The organism is Methanolobus sp. ZRKC3 (assembly GCF_045291275.1).
GTDB lineage: Archaea > Halobacteriota > Methanosarcinia > Methanosarcinales > Methanosarcinaceae > Methanolobus.
This window is the reverse complement of the sequence record NZ_CP146982.1, coordinates 72,977-93,005: the sequence shown is the minus strand read 5'-3', so window position 1 is coordinate 93,005 and position 20,029 is coordinate 72,977. Positions and strand designations below refer to the sequence as shown.

General features: G+C 42.8%; 8 protein-coding genes. 7 read left to right on the top strand and 1 reads right to left on the bottom strand.

All coding sequences use genetic code 11. The features are described 5' to 3' along the window. Positions 1 to 255: 255 nt before the first annotated feature. From cobN to V7O66_RS00395, 7 genes are all read left to right on the top strand, one after another. Positions 256 to 6,525: a cobaltochelatase subunit CobN gene (gene cobN / locus V7O66_RS00425; RefSeq protein ID WP_406661023.1), complete on the top strand. Its 6,270-nt coding sequence runs from the start codon at positions 256 to 258 to the stop codon at positions 6,523 to 6,525. Between the two features lie 185 nt (positions 6,526 to 6,710). Continuing rightward, on the top strand, positions 6,711 to 11,675 hold the full coding sequence (locus V7O66_RS00420; RefSeq protein ID WP_406661022.1) for a DUF5018 domain-containing protein: 4,965 nt from the start codon (positions 6,711 to 6,713) through the stop codon (positions 11,673 to 11,675). 152 nt (positions 11,676 to 11,827) lie between these two features. Next, positions 11,828 to 16,135: a PGF-pre-PGF domain-containing protein gene (locus V7O66_RS00415; RefSeq protein WP_406661021.1), complete on the top strand. Its 4,308-nt coding sequence runs from the start codon at positions 11,828 to 11,830 to the stop codon at positions 16,133 to 16,135. Between the two features lie 39 nt (positions 16,136 to 16,174). Next, the gene (locus V7O66_RS00410) at positions 16,175 to 17,200 is read left to right on the top strand and encodes a bifunctional N(6)-L-threonylcarbamoyladenine synthase/serine/threonine protein kinase (protein ID WP_406661020.1); all 1,026 of its coding nucleotides are present in this window, start codon (positions 16,175 to 16,177) and stop codon (positions 17,198 to 17,200) included. Continuing rightward, entirely contained in the window at positions 17,187 to 17,759 is a 573-nt protein-coding gene (locus tag V7O66_RS00405; RefSeq protein ID WP_406661019.1) for a Kae1-associated kinase Bud32, read from the top strand. Before V7O66_RS00410 ends, V7O66_RS00405 begins: the two co-directional genes overlap by 14 nt. Next, the gene (locus tag V7O66_RS00400; RefSeq protein ID WP_406661018.1) at positions 17,752 to 18,297 is read left to right on the top strand and encodes an XTP/dITP diphosphatase; all 546 of its coding nucleotides are present in this window, start codon (positions 17,752 to 17,754) and stop codon (positions 18,295 to 18,297) included. Before V7O66_RS00405 ends, V7O66_RS00400 begins: the two co-directional genes overlap by 8 nt. Next, the gene (locus tag V7O66_RS00395) at positions 18,230 to 18,895 is read left to right on the top strand and encodes a hypothetical protein (protein ID WP_406661017.1); all 666 of its coding nucleotides are present in this window, start codon (positions 18,230 to 18,232) and stop codon (positions 18,893 to 18,895) included. Before V7O66_RS00400 ends, V7O66_RS00395 begins: the two co-directional genes overlap by 68 nt. Positions 18,896 to 18,937: 42 nt before the next feature. Here the strand turns inward: V7O66_RS00395 and V7O66_RS00390 are convergent, their stop codons facing one another. After that, positions 18,938 to 19,813 (bottom strand): archaellin/type IV pilin N-terminal domain-containing protein, encoded by an 876-nt coding sequence (locus V7O66_RS00390; RefSeq protein WP_406661016.1) that lies wholly within the window; start codon positions 19,811 to 19,813, stop codon positions 18,938 to 18,940. Positions 19,814 to 20,029: the final 216 nt, after the last annotated feature.

Genomic DNA, 20,029 nt, shown 5'->3' with positions numbered 1-20,029 from the left:
GGTGGTACATGAACAATAATTATGCTACGATATTAGGCACATTCATAAGGATTTCAATATTTAGCTTAAAGCTTGTGGATCCCAATACGGACTATATGTCTGTGGAGGAATACGAAACTGCAGACTAATTTTTTTTGCTATGTTAACACAAGTTAACTTGTTTTTAAATAAACAGTATTTGATAACTAGGTAGATTTTGAAAGTTCGTATGATGAAAAAGATACCCGGATAAGATTAACAAAGTGGTGGTATGATATGATAGAAAATAGATCAGTTGGAAGGAACTACTTTAAAGTTACTGGAAAACTATGCTTAATTTTATTCTTGAGCATAGTTATGTTTTCAGCCAGTGCAACGGCAATGGACCTGAGCCAGTTTGAGTTTGTTGCAAATACGACCTGTGATGTGAATGGACAATATGCATTCACGGACCTATACGATGGTAATTACACCGTCGTTGCAACAGATATCGCTTCTGATGGAGTGAAATGGTATGCAGGTCATCTGAATGAAACATTGAATGGTCTGGATCTCACTGAACAGAACATCAAGATCAATAGCACGAATGAGGTCGAGCTTAATCATGATAAGATACTTGGATTCCTGGAAAGGTCATCGATATCAGGCATGACCTATGTAATGAATCCAACGCATCCAAAGGAAAGCACCGTCGTTATGGTAGAACAAGGAACTGCTGAACTTGTTGCAGATACAACATGTGATGCTGCTGGAAATTATAGTTTCAATAATATTCCAAACGGCGATTACACTATTTTTGCAGTATATGATGCCAGTACAGCAAATGAGACGAAGTGGTATCGTGGAATGCTAAACATAACAGTAAATGGTACTGACCTGGATGAGCAGAACCTGAAGATCAACAGTTCAAACAACATAGACCATAATGTAGTACTGAAGCTGCTGAACAGGTCGGCAATATCAGGTATGACATACGTGATGAACGCAGACCATCCAAAGGAAAGCACCGTTGTTATGGTAGAGCAAGGGACCGGTGAACTTGTTGGAGACACAATATGTGATGTAGCTGGAAACTATAGTTTCTATGATATTCATGATGGTGATTACAGCATTTTAGCAGTATATGATGCCAGCACAGCAAATGAGACGAAATGGTATCGTGGAATGCTGAACATAACAGTAAATGGTGCTGACCTAACAGAACAGAACATGAAGATAAACAGTTCCAACAACATCGATCATACTGCAGTACTTGGAATGTTAAATAGATCGTCAATATCCGGTATGACATATGTAATGAAAACAATATATCCAAAACAGAGTACAGTAGTTTTGCTTAAACCTACATCTGGAAAACTCACATTTGAAACTCCATACACTAATCCGGAAACACCTCCGGCAAATGAAACAGAAACAGAAGAACCTAGCATAACAGAACCCGAAGATGAATACAATTACGAATCCGTGTTCAAGTACTTTAATAATATAACAAGTGACGAATTCGGAGATTATCAATTCAGCGATGTACCTAACGGTGACTACCTCATTAAAGCAGTTCAATACAGTACTGCAATGGAAGGAATGTGGTTAACCAACGTTCAGAACATAACCATTCAGAATGGACAGCCCATAGAAGAACTAAACCTGTCAATGAGAAAGAACGATGAGATAGACCATCATGAAATACTGGGATTACTGGACAGGACAACAATAGCAGGAAAGACAATATCGAAGAAGGGAGCGAACAAGACATATGTGGATGTCATGCTCACAACTCCATATTCTGAGTTCATAGTGAACACAACAAGTGACGAATTTGGAGATTACCAATTCAGTAATGTGCAAAATGGTGATTATCTCATTAAAGCAGTTCAATACAGTACTGCAATGGAAGGAATGTGGTTAACCAACGTTCAGAACATAACCGTTGAGAATGGACAACCTATAGAAGAACTAAACCTGTCAATGAGAAAGAACGATGATATTGACCACATGGAAATACTGGGATTACTGGACAGGACAACAATATCTGGTAAAACAATATCGAAGAAGGGAGCAAACAAGACATATGTGGATGTCATGCTCACAACTCCCTATTCTGAGTTCATAGTGAACACAACAAGTGACGAATTTGGAGATTACCAATTCAGTAATGTGCAAAATGGTGATTATCTCATTAAAGCAGTTCAATATAGCACTGCAATGGAAGGAATGTGGTTAACCAACGTCCAGGGCATAACCGTGGAGAATGGACAGCCAATAGAAGAACTCAATCTGTCAATAAGAAAGAACGATGAGATAGACCATCAGGCAATACTGGGATTACTGGACAGGACAACAATAGCAGGAAAGACAATATCAAAGAAGGGAGCGAACAAGACATATGTGGATATGGTACTGCTTAAAAGATCCTATGCTGCAGCTGCTAAACCCTCAAATGCCCCTCACCTGAACGTATCCATAGTTACAGGATATGCAAGTCATGAAGTACAGCTTGCCCATTTCACAGAGAGAGTCAACAATGACCCTGATCTGAACATGACAGCAAGCTACTATCTTGCTGATAAATTACAAGATGACGTGGATCTTAGCCAGATGGATATAATCTACGTCAACATGTTCACCACGACTGCACATAAGCTGCAGGAAACGGTTCAGGATGCCATTGACAATGGAGCACTTGTGATTGGATACAACACCCAGCTGCCTGAGAGTGAATATGATATCCCTGTCAGGTTCAACAATGATTCAAGCGCACTAAAATCACATCTTCAGGAGTACTGGCTCAACGGTGCCTCGAACAGTGAGAATTTTGACAACCTCATGTTCTATCTTGCCAGTGAATACTACGACCGTGAAGACCTTACAGTTGAAGAGCCGATAGGCCCTCCTGGAAGCGCAATTTATCATCCGGCTATGACCGATACATCGGTGAAGTTCTTTACTGACAATGCCACCGAGTATTTCCAGTGGTATTCAAGCAGGACCAATGGACATACGTTCGATGAAAATGCACCGACAGTGGGAATCTCATTTTACAAATCCTACTATCCGCTGGATATGGAGCCACTTGATGTGCTCATACAGGGATTCGAGGAGAGAGGTGTGAATGTTGTTGCATGCTATGGTGCATCGACTGATCATATTGACATGTACCTGAACAACAGTGAGAACACAAAAGTTGATGCTGTTATCTCTTTCAACTACCGTGGTAACTACTTCGATGTTTCGGGACTTGGTGTACCGGTCATCAATGGTGTCCTTAACGGATACATGAATACAAGCCAGTGGCTTAAGGTCAGCAATCCCATACCAGTTAACAGGATGCTAAGGTTATATGGCCCTGAAAAATACGGACTCATAGACCCGATCATGATAGGAGCAGAAGAGACCGACCTGATAAACGGAGGAGAAAAATACGTAGCTCATCAGGACCAGGTCGATTGGCTCATCGAACGTACACTTGCTCAGGCAAACCTTGGACTTAAAGCTGAATCCGAGAAGAAAGTTGCTATCATCTACTACAACCACGGTGGAGGAAAGGACAATATCGGTGCCTCATACCTTGAGGTCGCACCAAGTATCGTCAACCTCCTCGAAGGAATGGATGCTGCTGGCTATGAAGTGGATGAATTTAGCATACCCAACAAGACAGAGCTCACAGAGCTCATGGTACACCAGGGAAGAAATGTTGGAACCTGGGCACCGGGAGAACTGGATAAGATGGTAGCAACCGGAAAGGTTGAACTCATCCCTGAAAGCACCTACATCTCATGGTTCAATACCCTACCAGAACAAAGAAGGACAGAGGTCATCGACATGTGGGGAGAGGCTCCCGGAAAGGTAATGGTCTACACAGATGGAGATGGGAACAAGTTCATGGTCATTCCTAAGATCAGCCTCAGTGACAACGTTATCCTTGCACCGCAGCCTACAAGAGGATGGTTGCAGGATAACGAAATACTCTATCATGACGAAGAACTGCCACCTCACCACCAGTACATTGCATTCTACCTGTGGATGCAGAATGAGTTCGATGCCGATGCAATGGTCAACATGGGAAGACATGGAACCGTTGAATGGTTACCGGGCAAGGACTTCTGCCTGCTCAGCGAGGAATGGCCTGCTATCATGACAGGCGATATACCTGTTGTTTATCCATACGTAATGGACGGTATGGGAGAAGGTATGCAGGCAAAGCGCAGGGGCAATGCTGTCATAATTGATCACTTGATACCACCAGTCATATCAGCTGGTAGTTACGGAAACTACAGTGTATTGAACAACAAGATCAATGTTTACAAGACATCAGTTACCGAATCCGAATCAATTCTGGAGGGGCATCTTCAGGACATAATTGCACTAACACTTGATCTGGGACTTGACAGCAGAGTTGATATGAGTCTTGCAGAGGACAATGCTACAGTGGACATTTTCCTGGATGACCTGGATGATGTGCTAAGGGATCTGAGAAGCCAGTCCATGCCCTATGGACTTCACATACTTGGCCAGGCACCAAAGGACGACAAACTCGTAGGTATGGTCAATTCCATGCTTGGAGATGACTACACAGATGCTGTGGCAGTCTACAACGGGTCAGAATCTGCCCCAATAGACATGCTTACTCTGGTACTGCTTGACAACAGGAATATTACAGATGCCCAGATGCAGGTACTTGGAAATACTTCCATACCAGTGGAGAATTATCTGAACAATGCTATCAATTATGCAGAACTTCTTGCTGAGTCAAATAACGAGATTGAGCAGGTCCTAAAAGCAATGGATGGAGAATACATCGAGCCAAACCTTGGAGGAGACCCGATACTCCGTCCGGACACACTACCTTCAGGCAGGAACTTCTATTCATTCGATGAACAACTGATTCCAACAGTTCAATCCTGGGAACAGGGCACAGCACTTGTAGACCAGTGGATAGAGGACTATCACGAAAAATACGGAGAGTATCCAAACAAAGCAGGATACATACTCTGGGCAGGAGAGTCCACACGTCATGAAGGTGTAATGGAATCACAGATACTCTATCTGCTTGGGACCAGACCTGTGTGGGACGAGGACAACAGCAAGGTTGTCGATGTGGAACTGATACCCACGGAAGAGCTGGGAAGACCACGCATCGATGTCCTGGTACAGATATCAGGTCTTTACAGGGACACTTTCCCCATGAAGATAGACCTCATAGACAAAGCCGTAAGGATCGCATACGAGCAGGATGAACCTGACAACTACGTCAGGGAAAATACCGATGCTCTTCAGTTGACCCTCAATAACACGATCGGTGACTACAACCTGTCACTTGACATTGCACAGTTCAGAATATTCGGTCCTGAAGACGGATCCTATGGAACAGGAATGGCAAATGCAGTATCATCCAGCAATACATGGGAAGACAACAGCGAACTTGCTGAACTTTACATCAATAAGATGAGCTACATCTACGGCGAAAATATCAGGGGACAGACCGTTGAGAAGTACATAATGCTACAAACAGGACAGTCTATCCCGATAGACGATACTCTGGTCTTTAAGAGCATACTTGATGGAACCAAAGTTCTCGTACATAGCAGAAGTTCTAACACATACGGTGCCACAAACACCGATGAGTTCTTCCAATACATGTCCGGCCTTGCAAATACTATTAAAGTAGTATCCGGTGAAGAACCAGAACTCTTAATAGCAAACCTGGAAAATCCTGCAGACCTCAAGATAGAGGATGTGCAAACATACCTTCTGAATGAGCTCTACACTGTTTTCAGTGATGCGAATATAGAAGGATGGATGGCACATGGTTACGAAGGTGCCAGAATGATGCTCAACTTTGTTGAGAATCTCTGGGGACTTGAAGCTCTGACACCTGGACTTGTTACTGATGATATGTGGGACATGACCTACGAGACTTTCGTAAATGATCCGACGGTATCAGAATGGATGAAAGAAGTTAGCCCCTATGCCTATGAATCAACAACTGGCAGACTGATAGAGGTAATACGAACAGGGAACTGGGATCCTTCAAACACAGTCAGGAGTGCTCTGATAAATGAGTATCTTGACGCGGTGAATGAAAATGGTGTTACGTGCTGTCACCACACCTGTGGTAATCCTCTAATTGATGAGTTCATCCAGAGTGATATCGATTCTGGAAGGAGCCAGGTATCGCAGACAAAGATGGATACTTACAAGAAGATAATGGAAGAAACAAGAAATCCGCTTCCAAAATCCCCTACCCCAAGTAGCAAGAAGAGTTCAAGCAACACTGGAACTGAACTAAATGTTGTGGAAACAACTGGAAGAAACCAGACATCTTACACAGATTCTGGTTCAGGCGAGATTATGGAAGAAGAAGCATCCCTGAAATCACCTACTGAAGACAACTATGTCGAAGGATATGAAATGACAAGGGAAACTGTTGTTGATGAATCTGAAAGCAGCAGCTATTCCATATCAGGTTCTGACATAATGGCTTCATTCTTCGTGATTGCATTAGTTGGAGCTATTTACGTAGGATTCTGGAGAAGGAAACAGTTCTAAATTAGAAAATAGTGCCAGTGTAGTACTGGCACTTGAATTTTTTGAAACTTTGATTGGTTTACATATATTAATTTACATATTTTTATAGTAACTTTGCATATACATATCTTGTTTTATATACCCGGGTGTTCAAATATATACACAGTTAAGGGGGAACAACCAATGTGTAAAACGGGGGCAAGAGTATGCAAAAAAGGATATTCTTCATTTTAATGATACTTACCATATTTTCCGTATCGGGCATGACTGCTAGTGCCGATAACAGCCATTCGAACGACGGAAATAAAATATTCCTGAAAGCCGGTGAGATAGATACAGGAACTGCCCTTGATAATACAGAAACCGAGGCTCAAATAACCACAAGTTCAGCAACTGCTTTTTCGGATACAGAGGAAGAGTTCTACATTGTACAATTCACCGGACCTGTCCTGCCTGAATGGAAGGATGAAATTGAAGAAGCAGGAGCCACAATTTCCGACTACATCCCAAGCAATGCGTTCGTTATTAGAATGAGTCAATCTGAAAAGGAACAGGTAAACTCACTTGAATTCATCCAGTGGATAGGCGATTTCAAACCAGCTTATAAAGTAGCTCCCGGAATTACAGAATCTGAAAGCCAGATTCATTCTGTTTCAGCAAACATGTTTGCAGACCTGATAGTTGTGCTCTTTGACCCGAAAGACAATGCAAGGATAATAGCAGAGATAAATTCCATTGGTGGAAATGTACCCCAGGAATCTGAGACATCCTTAAGAGTCAAGATACCTGAAAATCGAATTAATGAACTTACTACTATTAACGGAATCTGCTGGATCGAAAAATATTCAGAACCTGTGCTTTCCAATGACGTGTCTGCCACTATCATGAATGTCAATCCTGTACACAACAACTACAGCCTCAAAGGAAATGGACAGATAATTGCCATTAGTGATACCGGGTTGGACACCGGTATTGATGATTCCTCCATGCATGCTGACATCAGTGGAAGGATTGTAGATATCATTGATTATTCAGATAATGGTGCAGCAGATTTTAATGGACACGGAACCCATGTCACCGGATCAGTACTCGGAAACGGAGCAATGTCAGGTGGACAGTATAAAGGAATAGCTCCCGAGGCAAGTCTTGTATTTCAAGGCCTGCAAAATGCAAATCAGAATTATTCCATGCCCCTAGATCTGGCCGACCTGTTTCAGGATGCTTATGGTAAAGGAGCACGAATTCACACTAATAGCTGGAGTTACGCAAATTATGATGGACTTTACACCATTCGTTCTCACCAGGTTGATGAGTTCGCCTGGAACCAACAGGATATGCTGATATTGTTCTCTGCAGGAAATTTTGGAGAAGATGCAGATTACAATGGAGTCGTTGACCCTGACTCGATCACACCTCCTGCAACCTCAAAGAACTGTATTGCAGTTGGAGCATCCGAGAACTACAGGGGCACTACTTTCGGAATTGGGTCATATACCCGATGGGGGGTGCGCTGGCCTTCTGATTTCCCAATAAATCCTCTGAAAGAGGACTATATAGCAGATGACATAGACGGTATCGCTGCATTCAGCAGTCGTGGACCAACAGACGATGGAAGGATCAAGCCTGATCTTGTTGCTCCGGGAACCTTTGTTGCTTCAACCAGGTCAAACCAACTTAACAGTTGGTACGACTGGGGAGGAATTGATCCCTATTACGCATACTCCGGTGGCACGAGTATGTCCACACCACTGGTCGCAGGATCTGCAATCCTGATACGGGAATATTACACTGACATCGAGCAATTCGAAAATCCGAGTGCTGCACTGCTTAAAGCGACCCTGATCAATGGTGCCCATGATATGACACCTGGACAATACGGAACTGCCGATACCCAAGAGATTCATGGCAGACCCGATTATTCACAGGGCTGGGGACTTGTGGACGTGGAAAATTCATTGTTCCCTGAATATCCCAAAGTAGTGACATATGTCGATTGGCAAAGCCTGGACATGTTTGATTCATGGAATGTAAGTTACGGTATTTTCAAGGGATCCGAGCCTGTGAGATCAACCCTTGTGTGGACTGATTTTCCAGGAGCTCCCTATGCCACTAAAACACTTGTAAACGATCTCGATCTGAAACTCTCCGGACCAAATGAAACATACTACGGAAATGGCGGAATCGAACCTGACAGGACAAACAATGTTGAAGGGGTCGAAATACGTGATCCAGCTTCAGGAAATTACACGATAACTGTTGATGGATATAATGTTCAACATGGTCCACAGAACTTCTCCCTGGTACTTTCTTTCACCTGTGATAACAATAATTTCCCTGAGAACAATTCGCACATCTCAAATAATGCAACCATAGTTTCAACAGATATTGTTCATCCTGCTGGTGTAAACATGAGTTCTGTTGTCATGAGAATTGATAACAGCCCTGTAACTTTCACATCCACCAGCATCCCCCATGGCCATCACATAGAATACAGTACGCCACAAGCTTATGCAAGTGGAAAACACGATGTTTCAATAACTGCTTCAACAGACAAGGGAACTGAATTTGCATACGATTGGGAATTCAATGTAAGAGCTAAGATCACCAGTTTCAGGTTTGAAGGAATTGCGCCAATAGTCAATGGCCTAATAAATGAAACAGAAAAGAAGGTAAACCTCACAGTTCCTTATGGAACCGATGTGACGGCACTGGTGCCAAGCATAGCACACACAGGAGCAAGTATATCGCCTAACACGGGAGCGGCACAGGACTTCACAAATCCTGTAACTTACACGTTAACGGCTGAAGATGCTACAACTAAGGAATACATAGTAACCGTGGATGTAGAGCCAAATACAGCTAAGGAAATTATCAGTTTCAGGTTTGAAGGGCTTGAGACAATAGTGAATGGAGCAGTCGATGAAGCTGCAAAGATGGTAAGCCTAACAGTACCTTACGGAACCAATTTGAAAGCATTGGTTCCAGCCATAACACACACTGGAGAAAGCATAACACCAAATACAGGAGTGACACAGGACTTCACAAACCCTGTTATTTACATGGTAACGGCTGAAGATGGTACAACTAAGGAATACAGGGTAACTGTGGATGTAGCACTAAATACAGCCAAGGAAATTACCAGTTTCAGGTTTGAGCAACTTGATACGGTAGTGTTTGGAGAGGTTAACGAAATAGAAAAGAAGGTAAGCCTTGCAGTGCCCTATGGAACAGATGTTACAGCACTGGTACCAACTATAGCACATACAGGAGAAAGTATAGCACCAAATACAGGAGTGGTACAGGACTTCACAAACCCTGTAACTTACATGGTGGCGGCTGAAGATGCTACCACACAAAATTACATAGTAACCGTGGCTGTAGCACCAAACACAACTAAGAAGATTACCAGTTTCAGTTTTGAAGGACTTGAGCCAATAGTGAATGGCGTGGTTGACGAGGGAGAAAAGAAGATAAGCCTTGCAGTGCCCCATGGAACAGATGTTACAACACTGGTACCAACCATAGGTCATACAGGAGCAAGTATATCGCCCAATACAGAGATGGCACAGGACTTCACAGAACCGGTAACTTATAGGGTAAAAGCTGAGGATGCTACCACACAGAAATACGTAGTGACAGTCAATATAGCACCAAATCCAGCTAAAGCGATAACTAGCTTCAAATTTGCAGGACTTGAACAGATAGTGTTTGGCGTGGTTGACGAGGGAGAAAAGAAGGTCAGCCTTGCAGTGCCCCATGGAACAGATGTTACAGCACTGATACCAACCATAGATCACACAGGAGCAAGTATATCGCCCAATACATGGATGCCACAGGACTTCACAGATCCGGTGACTTATAAAGTAAAAGCTGAGGATGCTACCATACAGAAATACATAGTAACAGTCAATATAGCACCAAATCCAGCTAAAGCGATAACTAGCTTCGAATTTACAGGGCTTGACCCATTAGTTACTGGGACAATAGACGAAGGAGCAAAGGCGGTAACTATAACAGTTCCTTATGGAACAAATGTCACAGCACTGGTACCAGCCATAAAACACACTGGAGAAAGCATAACACCAAATACAGGAGTGGCACAGGACTTCACAGATCCACTGGCTTACACAGTAACTGCTGAAGATGCCAGCATTCAGGAATACATTGTGACAGTCAGTGTAGCACCAAATACGGTTAAAGCGATAACCAGCTTCAAATTTACAGGGCTTGAACCAGTAGTTACTGGAGTAATTGACGAAGAAGCAAAGATGATAAATCTGACAGTTCCTTTTGGAACAAATGTTACAGCACTGGTACCAACTATAGCATACAATGGAGCAAGTATATCGCCCAATACAGGAGTACCGCAGAACTTCACAAACCCGATCAATTACACAGTAACTGCTGAAGATGCTACCACACAAAATTACATAGTGACAGTGAATATAGCGCCAAATACAAACACCATATCAACTCCAACATCCAGTAGCGGCGGTGGTGGAGGAGGAGGGGGCGGTGGCAACACCGGAGAGGAATTTGAGAATATCGCTTTCAAAGATGTAAGTACGATATTTGTAGGAAAGATTGCTATTGAATTTTCATTCAATGACAATAGCAATGATATCCGGTATATCAGATATGAATCACTGAAAAATGCCGGCAAAATCAGCACTACCATTGAAGTATTGAAAAATACATCTGCAATTGCCAATAAAAAGCCGGAAGGTATCATTTACAAAAATGTCAATATATGGGTAGGCAAGACAGGATATGCAACTGAGAAGAATATAGGGGATCCTGTGATCGGATTCAGGATTCATAAACGCTGGATAGAGGAAAATAGAATTGATACCCAGAGTATAACATTGAACAGGTTCAATGCCGGATCATGGCAGAGGCTGGAAACCAGAAATACAGATTCAGATGATATGTACATGTACTTTGAAGCACAGACACCCGGGTTCTCACCTTTTGCAATAACAGGCGAAAAATTGGAGGAAGAAAGTGACAAATCCAGTGGTAAACTCTTCTCAGATATAGAACTTGAAATTGCGGACCAGAGTGAAATAAACCCACCAGCAGCAAATGTGGAGAAAAGCATACCGGGATTTTCCGGAATATTTGCATGTATGGTCATATCCATTGCCTTCTTCCTGATAAGAAGGCGATAATCTTTTTTTTGAATGTCTACAGCAGTTCATTCATGCCTTCCTAATGCCTTATTTCACTGTCCTCAAACACATCCAGTCATATTTATAAGCGGTTATATATATCTTTAGGAATATACATTATACCCCTTAGTTGACATACCGGATGTATACATATGCATAAAAAATGTACAATTCTCCTTTCAATGCTATTGATATTCTCACTCACATCCCTGATCTCAGCGACAGCTATGGATAATACCAACGATAACAGCATGATCCTGCTGAGGACCGAATACATAGACACAAGTACGATTTCCATCCAGCAAGAACCATTCAATAGTCAGGCGACCATGAGTGCTGTAACCCAGGTTGCAGATGATCGCGAGAATTATTACATAGTACAGTTCAACGGCCCTGTGAATGATATATGGAAAGATGAGGTTAGAAATACAGGGGCTGCGATATTCAATTACGTACCAAACAACGCTTTTATCATCAGAATGAACTCCACTATCAAGGCGCAGGTATACTTATTGGATAATGTCAAATGGATCGGAGAATACAAACCATCATACAAGTACGTCCCTGAAATACTAGATGATGAAAATATTTATGCATCTGGTGCTAAAATGGAAACAAAGGATACATTCCACGTACTCCTTTTCTCTTCATCTGATAATGAAAAGGTCACATCCTCCATTGAGGCCATCGAAGGAGATATTCATTCCAATTCAGGAAATGTAATTAAAGTACAGATCCCAAAGGACAGGATCTATGATATCGCTTCAATCAACGGAGTCAGCTGGATAGAGGAATACACACAGCCAACTATCAAAAATGATGTTGCTGCAGGTATCATCAATGTGGACACAGTACTCAATAATTATGGACTGAATGGCAGTGGACAAATAATAGCTGTTTGCGACACTGGCCTTGATACCGGTGTGAATGACAATACAATGCATGCAGACCTGAGAGGAAGGATACTGAACATCACAGATCTGTCAAATGACGGAAGCTCTGCAGACCAGTTCGGCCATGGAACCCATGTAGCCGGTTCTGCACTGGGGAATGGCTTACTTTCAGGAGGACAGTACAGTGGAATGGCACCTGAGGCAGAACTGGTTTTCCAGGCAATTGGAAACGAAGGTTTTACCGTATACCCGCCAGATGATCTAAGTGATATGTTCCAGCCGGCATATGATGACGGTGCAAGGATACACACCAATAGCTGGGGAGGAGCTTACAGTGGAGAATATACCATAGAATCACAACAGGTAGACCAGTTCATGTGGGAACATCCTGACATGTTAATTCTTTTCTCAGCAGGTAATTCCGGAAAAGATTCAGACTCAAATGGAGTGACAGATAATGATTCAATGGGTTCACCATCAACTGCAAAGAACTGTCTTACTGTTGGTGCATCGGAGAATTACAGACCAACTATTACAGCCTACACTTATGGAAGCCTAATGCCCTCACTCTACCCCGCAAACCCGATAAAAGATGATTACCTTGTCAATGACATCAAGGGAATAGTTGCTTTCAGTAGCCGCGGACCAACCGATGACGGAAGGATCAAACCGGATGTCGTTGCACCAGGAACATTCATTGCATCCACAAGATCAAGTGTAACAAGTAATTCAGGATGGGGGATAATTGATGATAATTACATGTACATGGGTGGTACAAGCATGTCCACACCTATTGTTGCAGGGTCTGCTGCCATTGTGAGACAATACTATACTGATGTGGAAAATCTAAGCAGTCCAAGTGCTGCCCTGCTTAAGGCAACACTGATAAACGGAGCAATTGACCTCACCCCCGGACAACACGGCACAGGAGATCATCAGGAGATATCAGGCAGGCCAGATTATTCCCAGGGATGGGGACGAGTTGATATTGAGAATTCCATATTCCCAAAGTACCCTGAGGTTATCAAATATTTTGACAATATCCCGTTGAACACAACCGGCAGCATACCCAATAACTGGCCCGTGAACTATGGTTTTATCGATGAGAATAAAACATTCAGAACAACACTTGTATGGACAGATTATCCGGGAATACCCCTTGCGGATTCACAACTGGTAAACAATCTTGACCTCATTGTTTTCAGCAATGGGAGTACATTTTATGGAAATGGAGCCCCGGATACAAGCAATAATGTGGAAGGTATAGAATTAATAAACCAGGGAAATGGAAATTATACAATATCAGTAAACGGTACAGCTGTGCAGCAAGGTCCCCAGAACTATTCCCTTGTAATGTACTTCACATGTGATATCGATGAATTCCCACAAAATGGCACATACACAGAGAACGGTACAACTGCTGTATCCATGAATCTTACCCATCCTGACGGAGTTAAGCTCAGCTCAATAAACATGACGATAGATGAATCATCTGTCACCTATACCCATGATGAGACAGAGGGTGGATACAGGATAGAGAATCTGACAGGACAATCTTATGCTGAAGGTTACCACAGTGTTTCTGTAACTGCCCTGACAAACCTGAGTCGGGAATTCACTTACGACTGGAGATTTTACGCAAATGTTGAAGAGAATGTGATAAGCATTCAGGAACTGTACGAAAATGCAGTCATACAAGACCAGAGCATCGACATCAACATAAGTAACAGGAAACTCTGCGACATCTGGTATAATGTTGACAATGGGAACAATTCCACAGCCATCAATGCATTTTCCATCAATGGTACTTTGAATCTTGATGAAGGAGCTCATAATATCACAGTTTTCGCACGTGACATCACAGGCAGCCTTAATTCCACCATGGTGAACTTCACAGTATTTACAAGCTCACCCACAATAAATTCACCCACATCGGGAAGCATATTCTACCTGCCACAGAATAGTATTTACGTCAATGGGAGTGCAGGCATTGCGACCAATGTATCCGTGTATGTAAACGGCGTTATCAGCAATGCGTCATATCCAGTTTCAAACACTCTTTTCAGCATCCCTGATGTACCCCTATCAAATGGATCGAACACAATAAACATTTCATCCTCTTTCAACAACTCCCTGACTGAGTACTTCAGCCCAAATACCACATTCCAGGTAATCCTTGGTGAAACACTGGATACAAGTGAAAATATGATAATACAGGTACCAGGATGGCAGAGTAGTGCAAGTGACCCCGTAATTGATTTCAATATCTCAGGAGAGATAAACAATATACCGGACAATATTTCTGTTGCGCTGATTAATGCTAACCCACCAAACCTTGGAAGCATTCTAGCAGGGCCTTCAATTGATATCAGGGTCCTGAATGGATCGGACCCAAATTATTCATACCAGTTCGACCAGAACGTATCCCTGACTCTCGGATACGAACCCGCTCTCGTAAACAATACAGACAAACTGCTTGTCGCATGGTATGACCCTGAGGAAGAAGCCTGGACCCCATTCAGGAGTACTGTTAACATTACAGCAGAAACAGTAACTGCAAATATAACCCATCTGAGCATCTATGCGCCGATCGAAGACAATACTGCTCCGCTTATCAGCACCCTCACAGGTTCAAGCAGTACATCCACGGTTACACTCTCATGGCAAAGTTCATCCGACACCAACCATACAGAAATCTGGAGAGGAGGCACATTCCTTGCAAACACCAGCAGCTTGCAAACTATTGACAGCGAACTTTCTTCTGGTACTTCATACGCTTACAGCCTCAAACCTGTTGATTATGCAGGCAACATAGGAAACTGGTCAAATATAACAATAACAACCAGCACACAGACGACAACAACAAGCTCCGGTGGTGGAGGCGGCGGTGGAGGAGGAGGCTCTACTGGAGAAGATTTCGATAACATAGAATTCAAAGATGTGCTCACCGTTTACGCTGGAAAGGATTCGATAACGGAATTCATTTTCGATGGCGAAGAGAGTGATATCCTGTATATCAGGTATCTATCACTGAAGAATTCAGGAAAGATCAGCACCACCATCGAAATACTGAAAAATACCTCTTTACTTGCCGACACCCCTGCCCCTGGAACAGTGTACAGGAACCTGAACATCTGGGTTGGCAAAACAGGATATGTCAATGAGGCAAATCTCAGAGATCCTGTTATCGGATTCAGAGTAAAAAATGAATGGATAGAGAATCAAAATATCGACCCTTCGTCTGTAACGCTCAGAAGGTACAGTGAAACTAAATGGGAAAAACTTGCGACTATTGAGACTGACTCTGATGAAGAATACTCTTACTTTGAAGCAAAGACGCCAGGTTTCTCCCCATTTGCCATAACAGGCAAGTCACTGACAAAAGCTGCAAGCGAAGAACTTGATGAAAGTGGTATTACCATAGATGAAACGGATGATACGGGGTCGAATATAGTTGACAGCGAAAATGAAGAAGAACTCCCTGCAAAGAATATACCGGTAATTCAACCTGCGTTTACTATATTGATACTGCTGGTTGTCGGGCTTCTGAGAAGACAGCAAAATTAATATTAAACTGCTAACCTTTAAGGGCTGGAGATATTCAAATTGAAAGGAACAGTCCTTGGCATAGAGGGTACCGCATGGAATCTCAGTGCAGCCATAGTAAATGAGAAAGACCTGATCGCAGAGGTTACAGACACCTACAAACCTGCAACTGGTGGTATCCATCCCCGTGAAGCTGCACAGCATCATGCAAAATATGCTTCATATGTGGTAAGAAAGGTCCTTGAAGAAGCGAAGGAAAAAGGCGTAGATGTACAGGATATAGATGCGATCTCATTCTCACAGGGACCTGGGCTTGGAGCCTGTCTACGTACAGTCGCAACCGCAGCCAGGATGCTGGCCATAAGCCTGGACAAACCACTCATAGGCGTGAACCATTGTCTTGCACACATAGAAGTGGGACGATGGAAGACACCTGCAACTGATCCGGTCACGTTATACGTAAGCGGAGCAAATTCCCAGGTACTTGCATACAGACGAGGCAAATACAGGGTATTTGGTGAAACACTGGATATAGGACTTGGAAATGCATTTGACAAGTTTGCAAGGAATGCAGGCATCAGCCATCCCGGTGGGCCTAAGATAGAAGAACTTGCCAGGAAATCTACAAATTATATACCCCTGCCTTATGTTGTCAAAGGCATGGATTTTTCATTCTCAGGACTTTCAACGGCAGCAAGCGAAGCCCTCAGAAAACACTCCCTTGAAGATGTATGTTATTCACTTCAGGAAACAGCCTTTGCAATGGTTGTGGAAGTAACGGAACGTGCACTTGCACATACAGGTAAGAATGAAGTATTGCTTGGTGGAGGAGTAGGTGCCAACATGCGACTTCGGGAAATGCTGGATATAATGTGCGATGAGCGTGGAGCTTCATTCTATGTTCCTGAGAAAAGATTCATGGGAGACAATGGAGCAATGATAGCCTACCTTGGTCTTTTGATGTATGATTCAGGGAACATAATAGAAATAGCAGACTCACATGTAAATCCCAATTTCAGACCGGATGATGTTATGGTCAACTGGATAGAAGACAATCAACAGGAGAAGGAAGATGTATCTAACTAGTGGTGCCGAAGCTACCGTAAAGCTGGAAGATGATATTATCATCAAGGAAAGGGTCCCTAAAAGATACAGGCTCTCAGAACTTGATGAGAAGATAAGGAAAGAGAGAACAAGAGCTGAAGCCCGTCTGATATCCGAAGCAAGAAGACTGGGAATACCAACGCCTGTGATCCGCGATATTGATAACTACACAATTAAAATGCAATATATCGATGGCCCACCCTTAAAACATGTCATCAACGATAAGCTGAGCGAGCAACTGGGAGAGCTTGTTGGAAAACTGCACATGGGAGGAATTATTCACGGAGACCTGACGACCTCGAATCTCCTGTTCTACAATGAAAGGATATACATGATAGATTTCGGACTGGCATTCATGAACTCAGGTATAGAGGCAAGAGGTGTGGATATACACGTGCTTTTCCAGACATTCATAAGCAGCCATCATGACCATGAATCGCTTACCGAGGCATTCTGTAAAGGATACAGACATGCTTTCAGTGAAGCAGATGAAGTGCTTGAGAGAGTTAAGGAAATAGAGAAACGAGGAAGATATGCGTAAGATAGTTTTTGTTACAGGAAATAAGGGCAAGTTCAGTGAAGTTAAGGACATACTGGCATCAAAGGGAATTGAAGTTATCCAGAACAAAGACGGATATCCTGAAATGCAGGAGGATGAACTAGAGCCTATAGCTGCCTACGGTGCCAAGTTGACAGCTGAAAATCTGGGAATGCCTGTGATGGTCGATGATTCCGGACTTTTCATAAAAGCACTTAACGGGTTTCCAGGGCCTTATTCCGCATTTGTGGAGAATAAGTTGGGAAACCAGAAAGTGCTAAAACTCATGGAAAATGAGGAGGACAGGGCTGCCAGTTTCAAATCAGTAATTGGCTATTGTGAACCAGGGAAGGAACCATTGACTTTTACAGGAACAGTTGACGGAAATATAGATTTCGAGGAAAAGGGAAGCGGTGGTTTTGGTTACGACCCTATCTTTGAGTACAAAGGAAGAACCTTTGGGGAATGGGGAGATGAAGAAAAGAATAAGGTCTCACACCGAAGACGAGCCCTTGACAAGTTCCTTGAATGGCTGCAATAGATCCAAAAGGATCAAAGCACAAAGCGAAAGGTTCCTCAGAGATACCAGAGGGATAGACACAATCGCCCTGAAAATGGTATTCTACCTTGCCATTACAGGGACTATTTTATTCCTTGTGACGGTTTCATGGGGCAATGTGTCCCCATTCTTTGAGAAGGTCCAAACCGATGAACAGGTCAAAGACCTTGCTGTCGAATTATTATCAATTCAGAATGGGTATGCCAGAGACTTGAGAGACAGTACAGCCGTTCAGGGATCCACCTGTACCGTTAAGGTCACACTACCGGAAAGTGTCAGGTTTCTGTCAATGGGAGTTGACCCTGACCCGGATTCAGACGGTAACCTCACAAACTCTGGTTGGATTGTTGAGAACAGCACCATACTTGTCCAGTATAACAACGGAGAGAAGAATCGTTTTTTGATCAAGGAGAACATTCAGTTCAGAAAAGGGAATCTGAGCCAAAATGATAATTGGAACCTGTATTCTTCCAAAGGATACGATAATATTGGAATCGTGATCGAAAACCCTGTAAAGGGAGATTTCATATTCGAGTTTGTTTACGATGCCAGAGGAAAGTATACAATATCACATTTCTGATGTAAAAGATTAATAGCAAAATAGTGTATGCGGCTGATTATATCAGTACCGCAGAGAGATGAACTTCTTGTCAAAGTATGCACCAGGAGTTGTGAAATCAAATACAACAAGAGCACCAGCTTCGGGTCTCACCTGGAATGAGACCTCAGTCCTTGGTGGCAGACCTTCATAATCGTCATCATCGAGCCCGAAAACCTTTCTGATGTCAACAACTACTTCCATGATGTCCCCCGTCCTCAATACCGGTTGTGTTGCCTTGAAAGTACTCTGGTCACGTATCCTTACAGGTTCAACAGAGAAATACTCAGCCGTAGGTTTATGCACTTCATCGTTTTTCTCGATGGAGTCATAACGCACGTTGGCCACATGTGCACCATCTGAAAGATAGATGATCAGCTGAGAAAGGTCAACATCCTCACTTCCCGGACCAAGGGACATAGATATGTGAAGCTTGCTTATCTCCCCATACTCCTGTGTACCATTAACAGTAATTGTACCGGTGGTACTACTGGTGCTGTCACTCACAGTAAAATTGTAAGTGCCTTCGGAACTAAAGCGAGATTCATAATAAGAACCGGAAGCAATAGAACTATTTACCCCATCTACCGAAATATCGAATGAACCAGAAGATGATAGCCATTCCACCATTCCGCCTTTGTAGCAGGTTAGATTGGAACTGGAAAGAACACCATCATTCACTGTTGCAGTAGAATATATAGCACGTTCTCCGTCAACACGATCAACACGCAGATTCGAGGCAACTTCCCTTGTGGTTTCCTGTCCGGTCTGGGAAGCTTTTTGTTGTAAAACACCTGAGGTCTTAATCAAAAGCGCAGATGCTACAGCAGCCACTAAGACCATTGAAATGAATATGATCAAGGTACCTATACCTACCTGTGCACGGGTGTCCCTGTGCATTGCCATCTTCTGATTTGCTTTCGTGCTATTCCCTCATCAAAATTGTAGCAATCGTGTAACAGAAATATATACTATTTTATACTATATTAATCCTGTTATTTAATAACTTTTATAACTCATATTAAGAACAACAAAACAGACACAGGTACTTCCTGTGCAAGCTGCCATCAAAGATAATAGTACATATATAATATTTAAAATATCCCCATATAACAG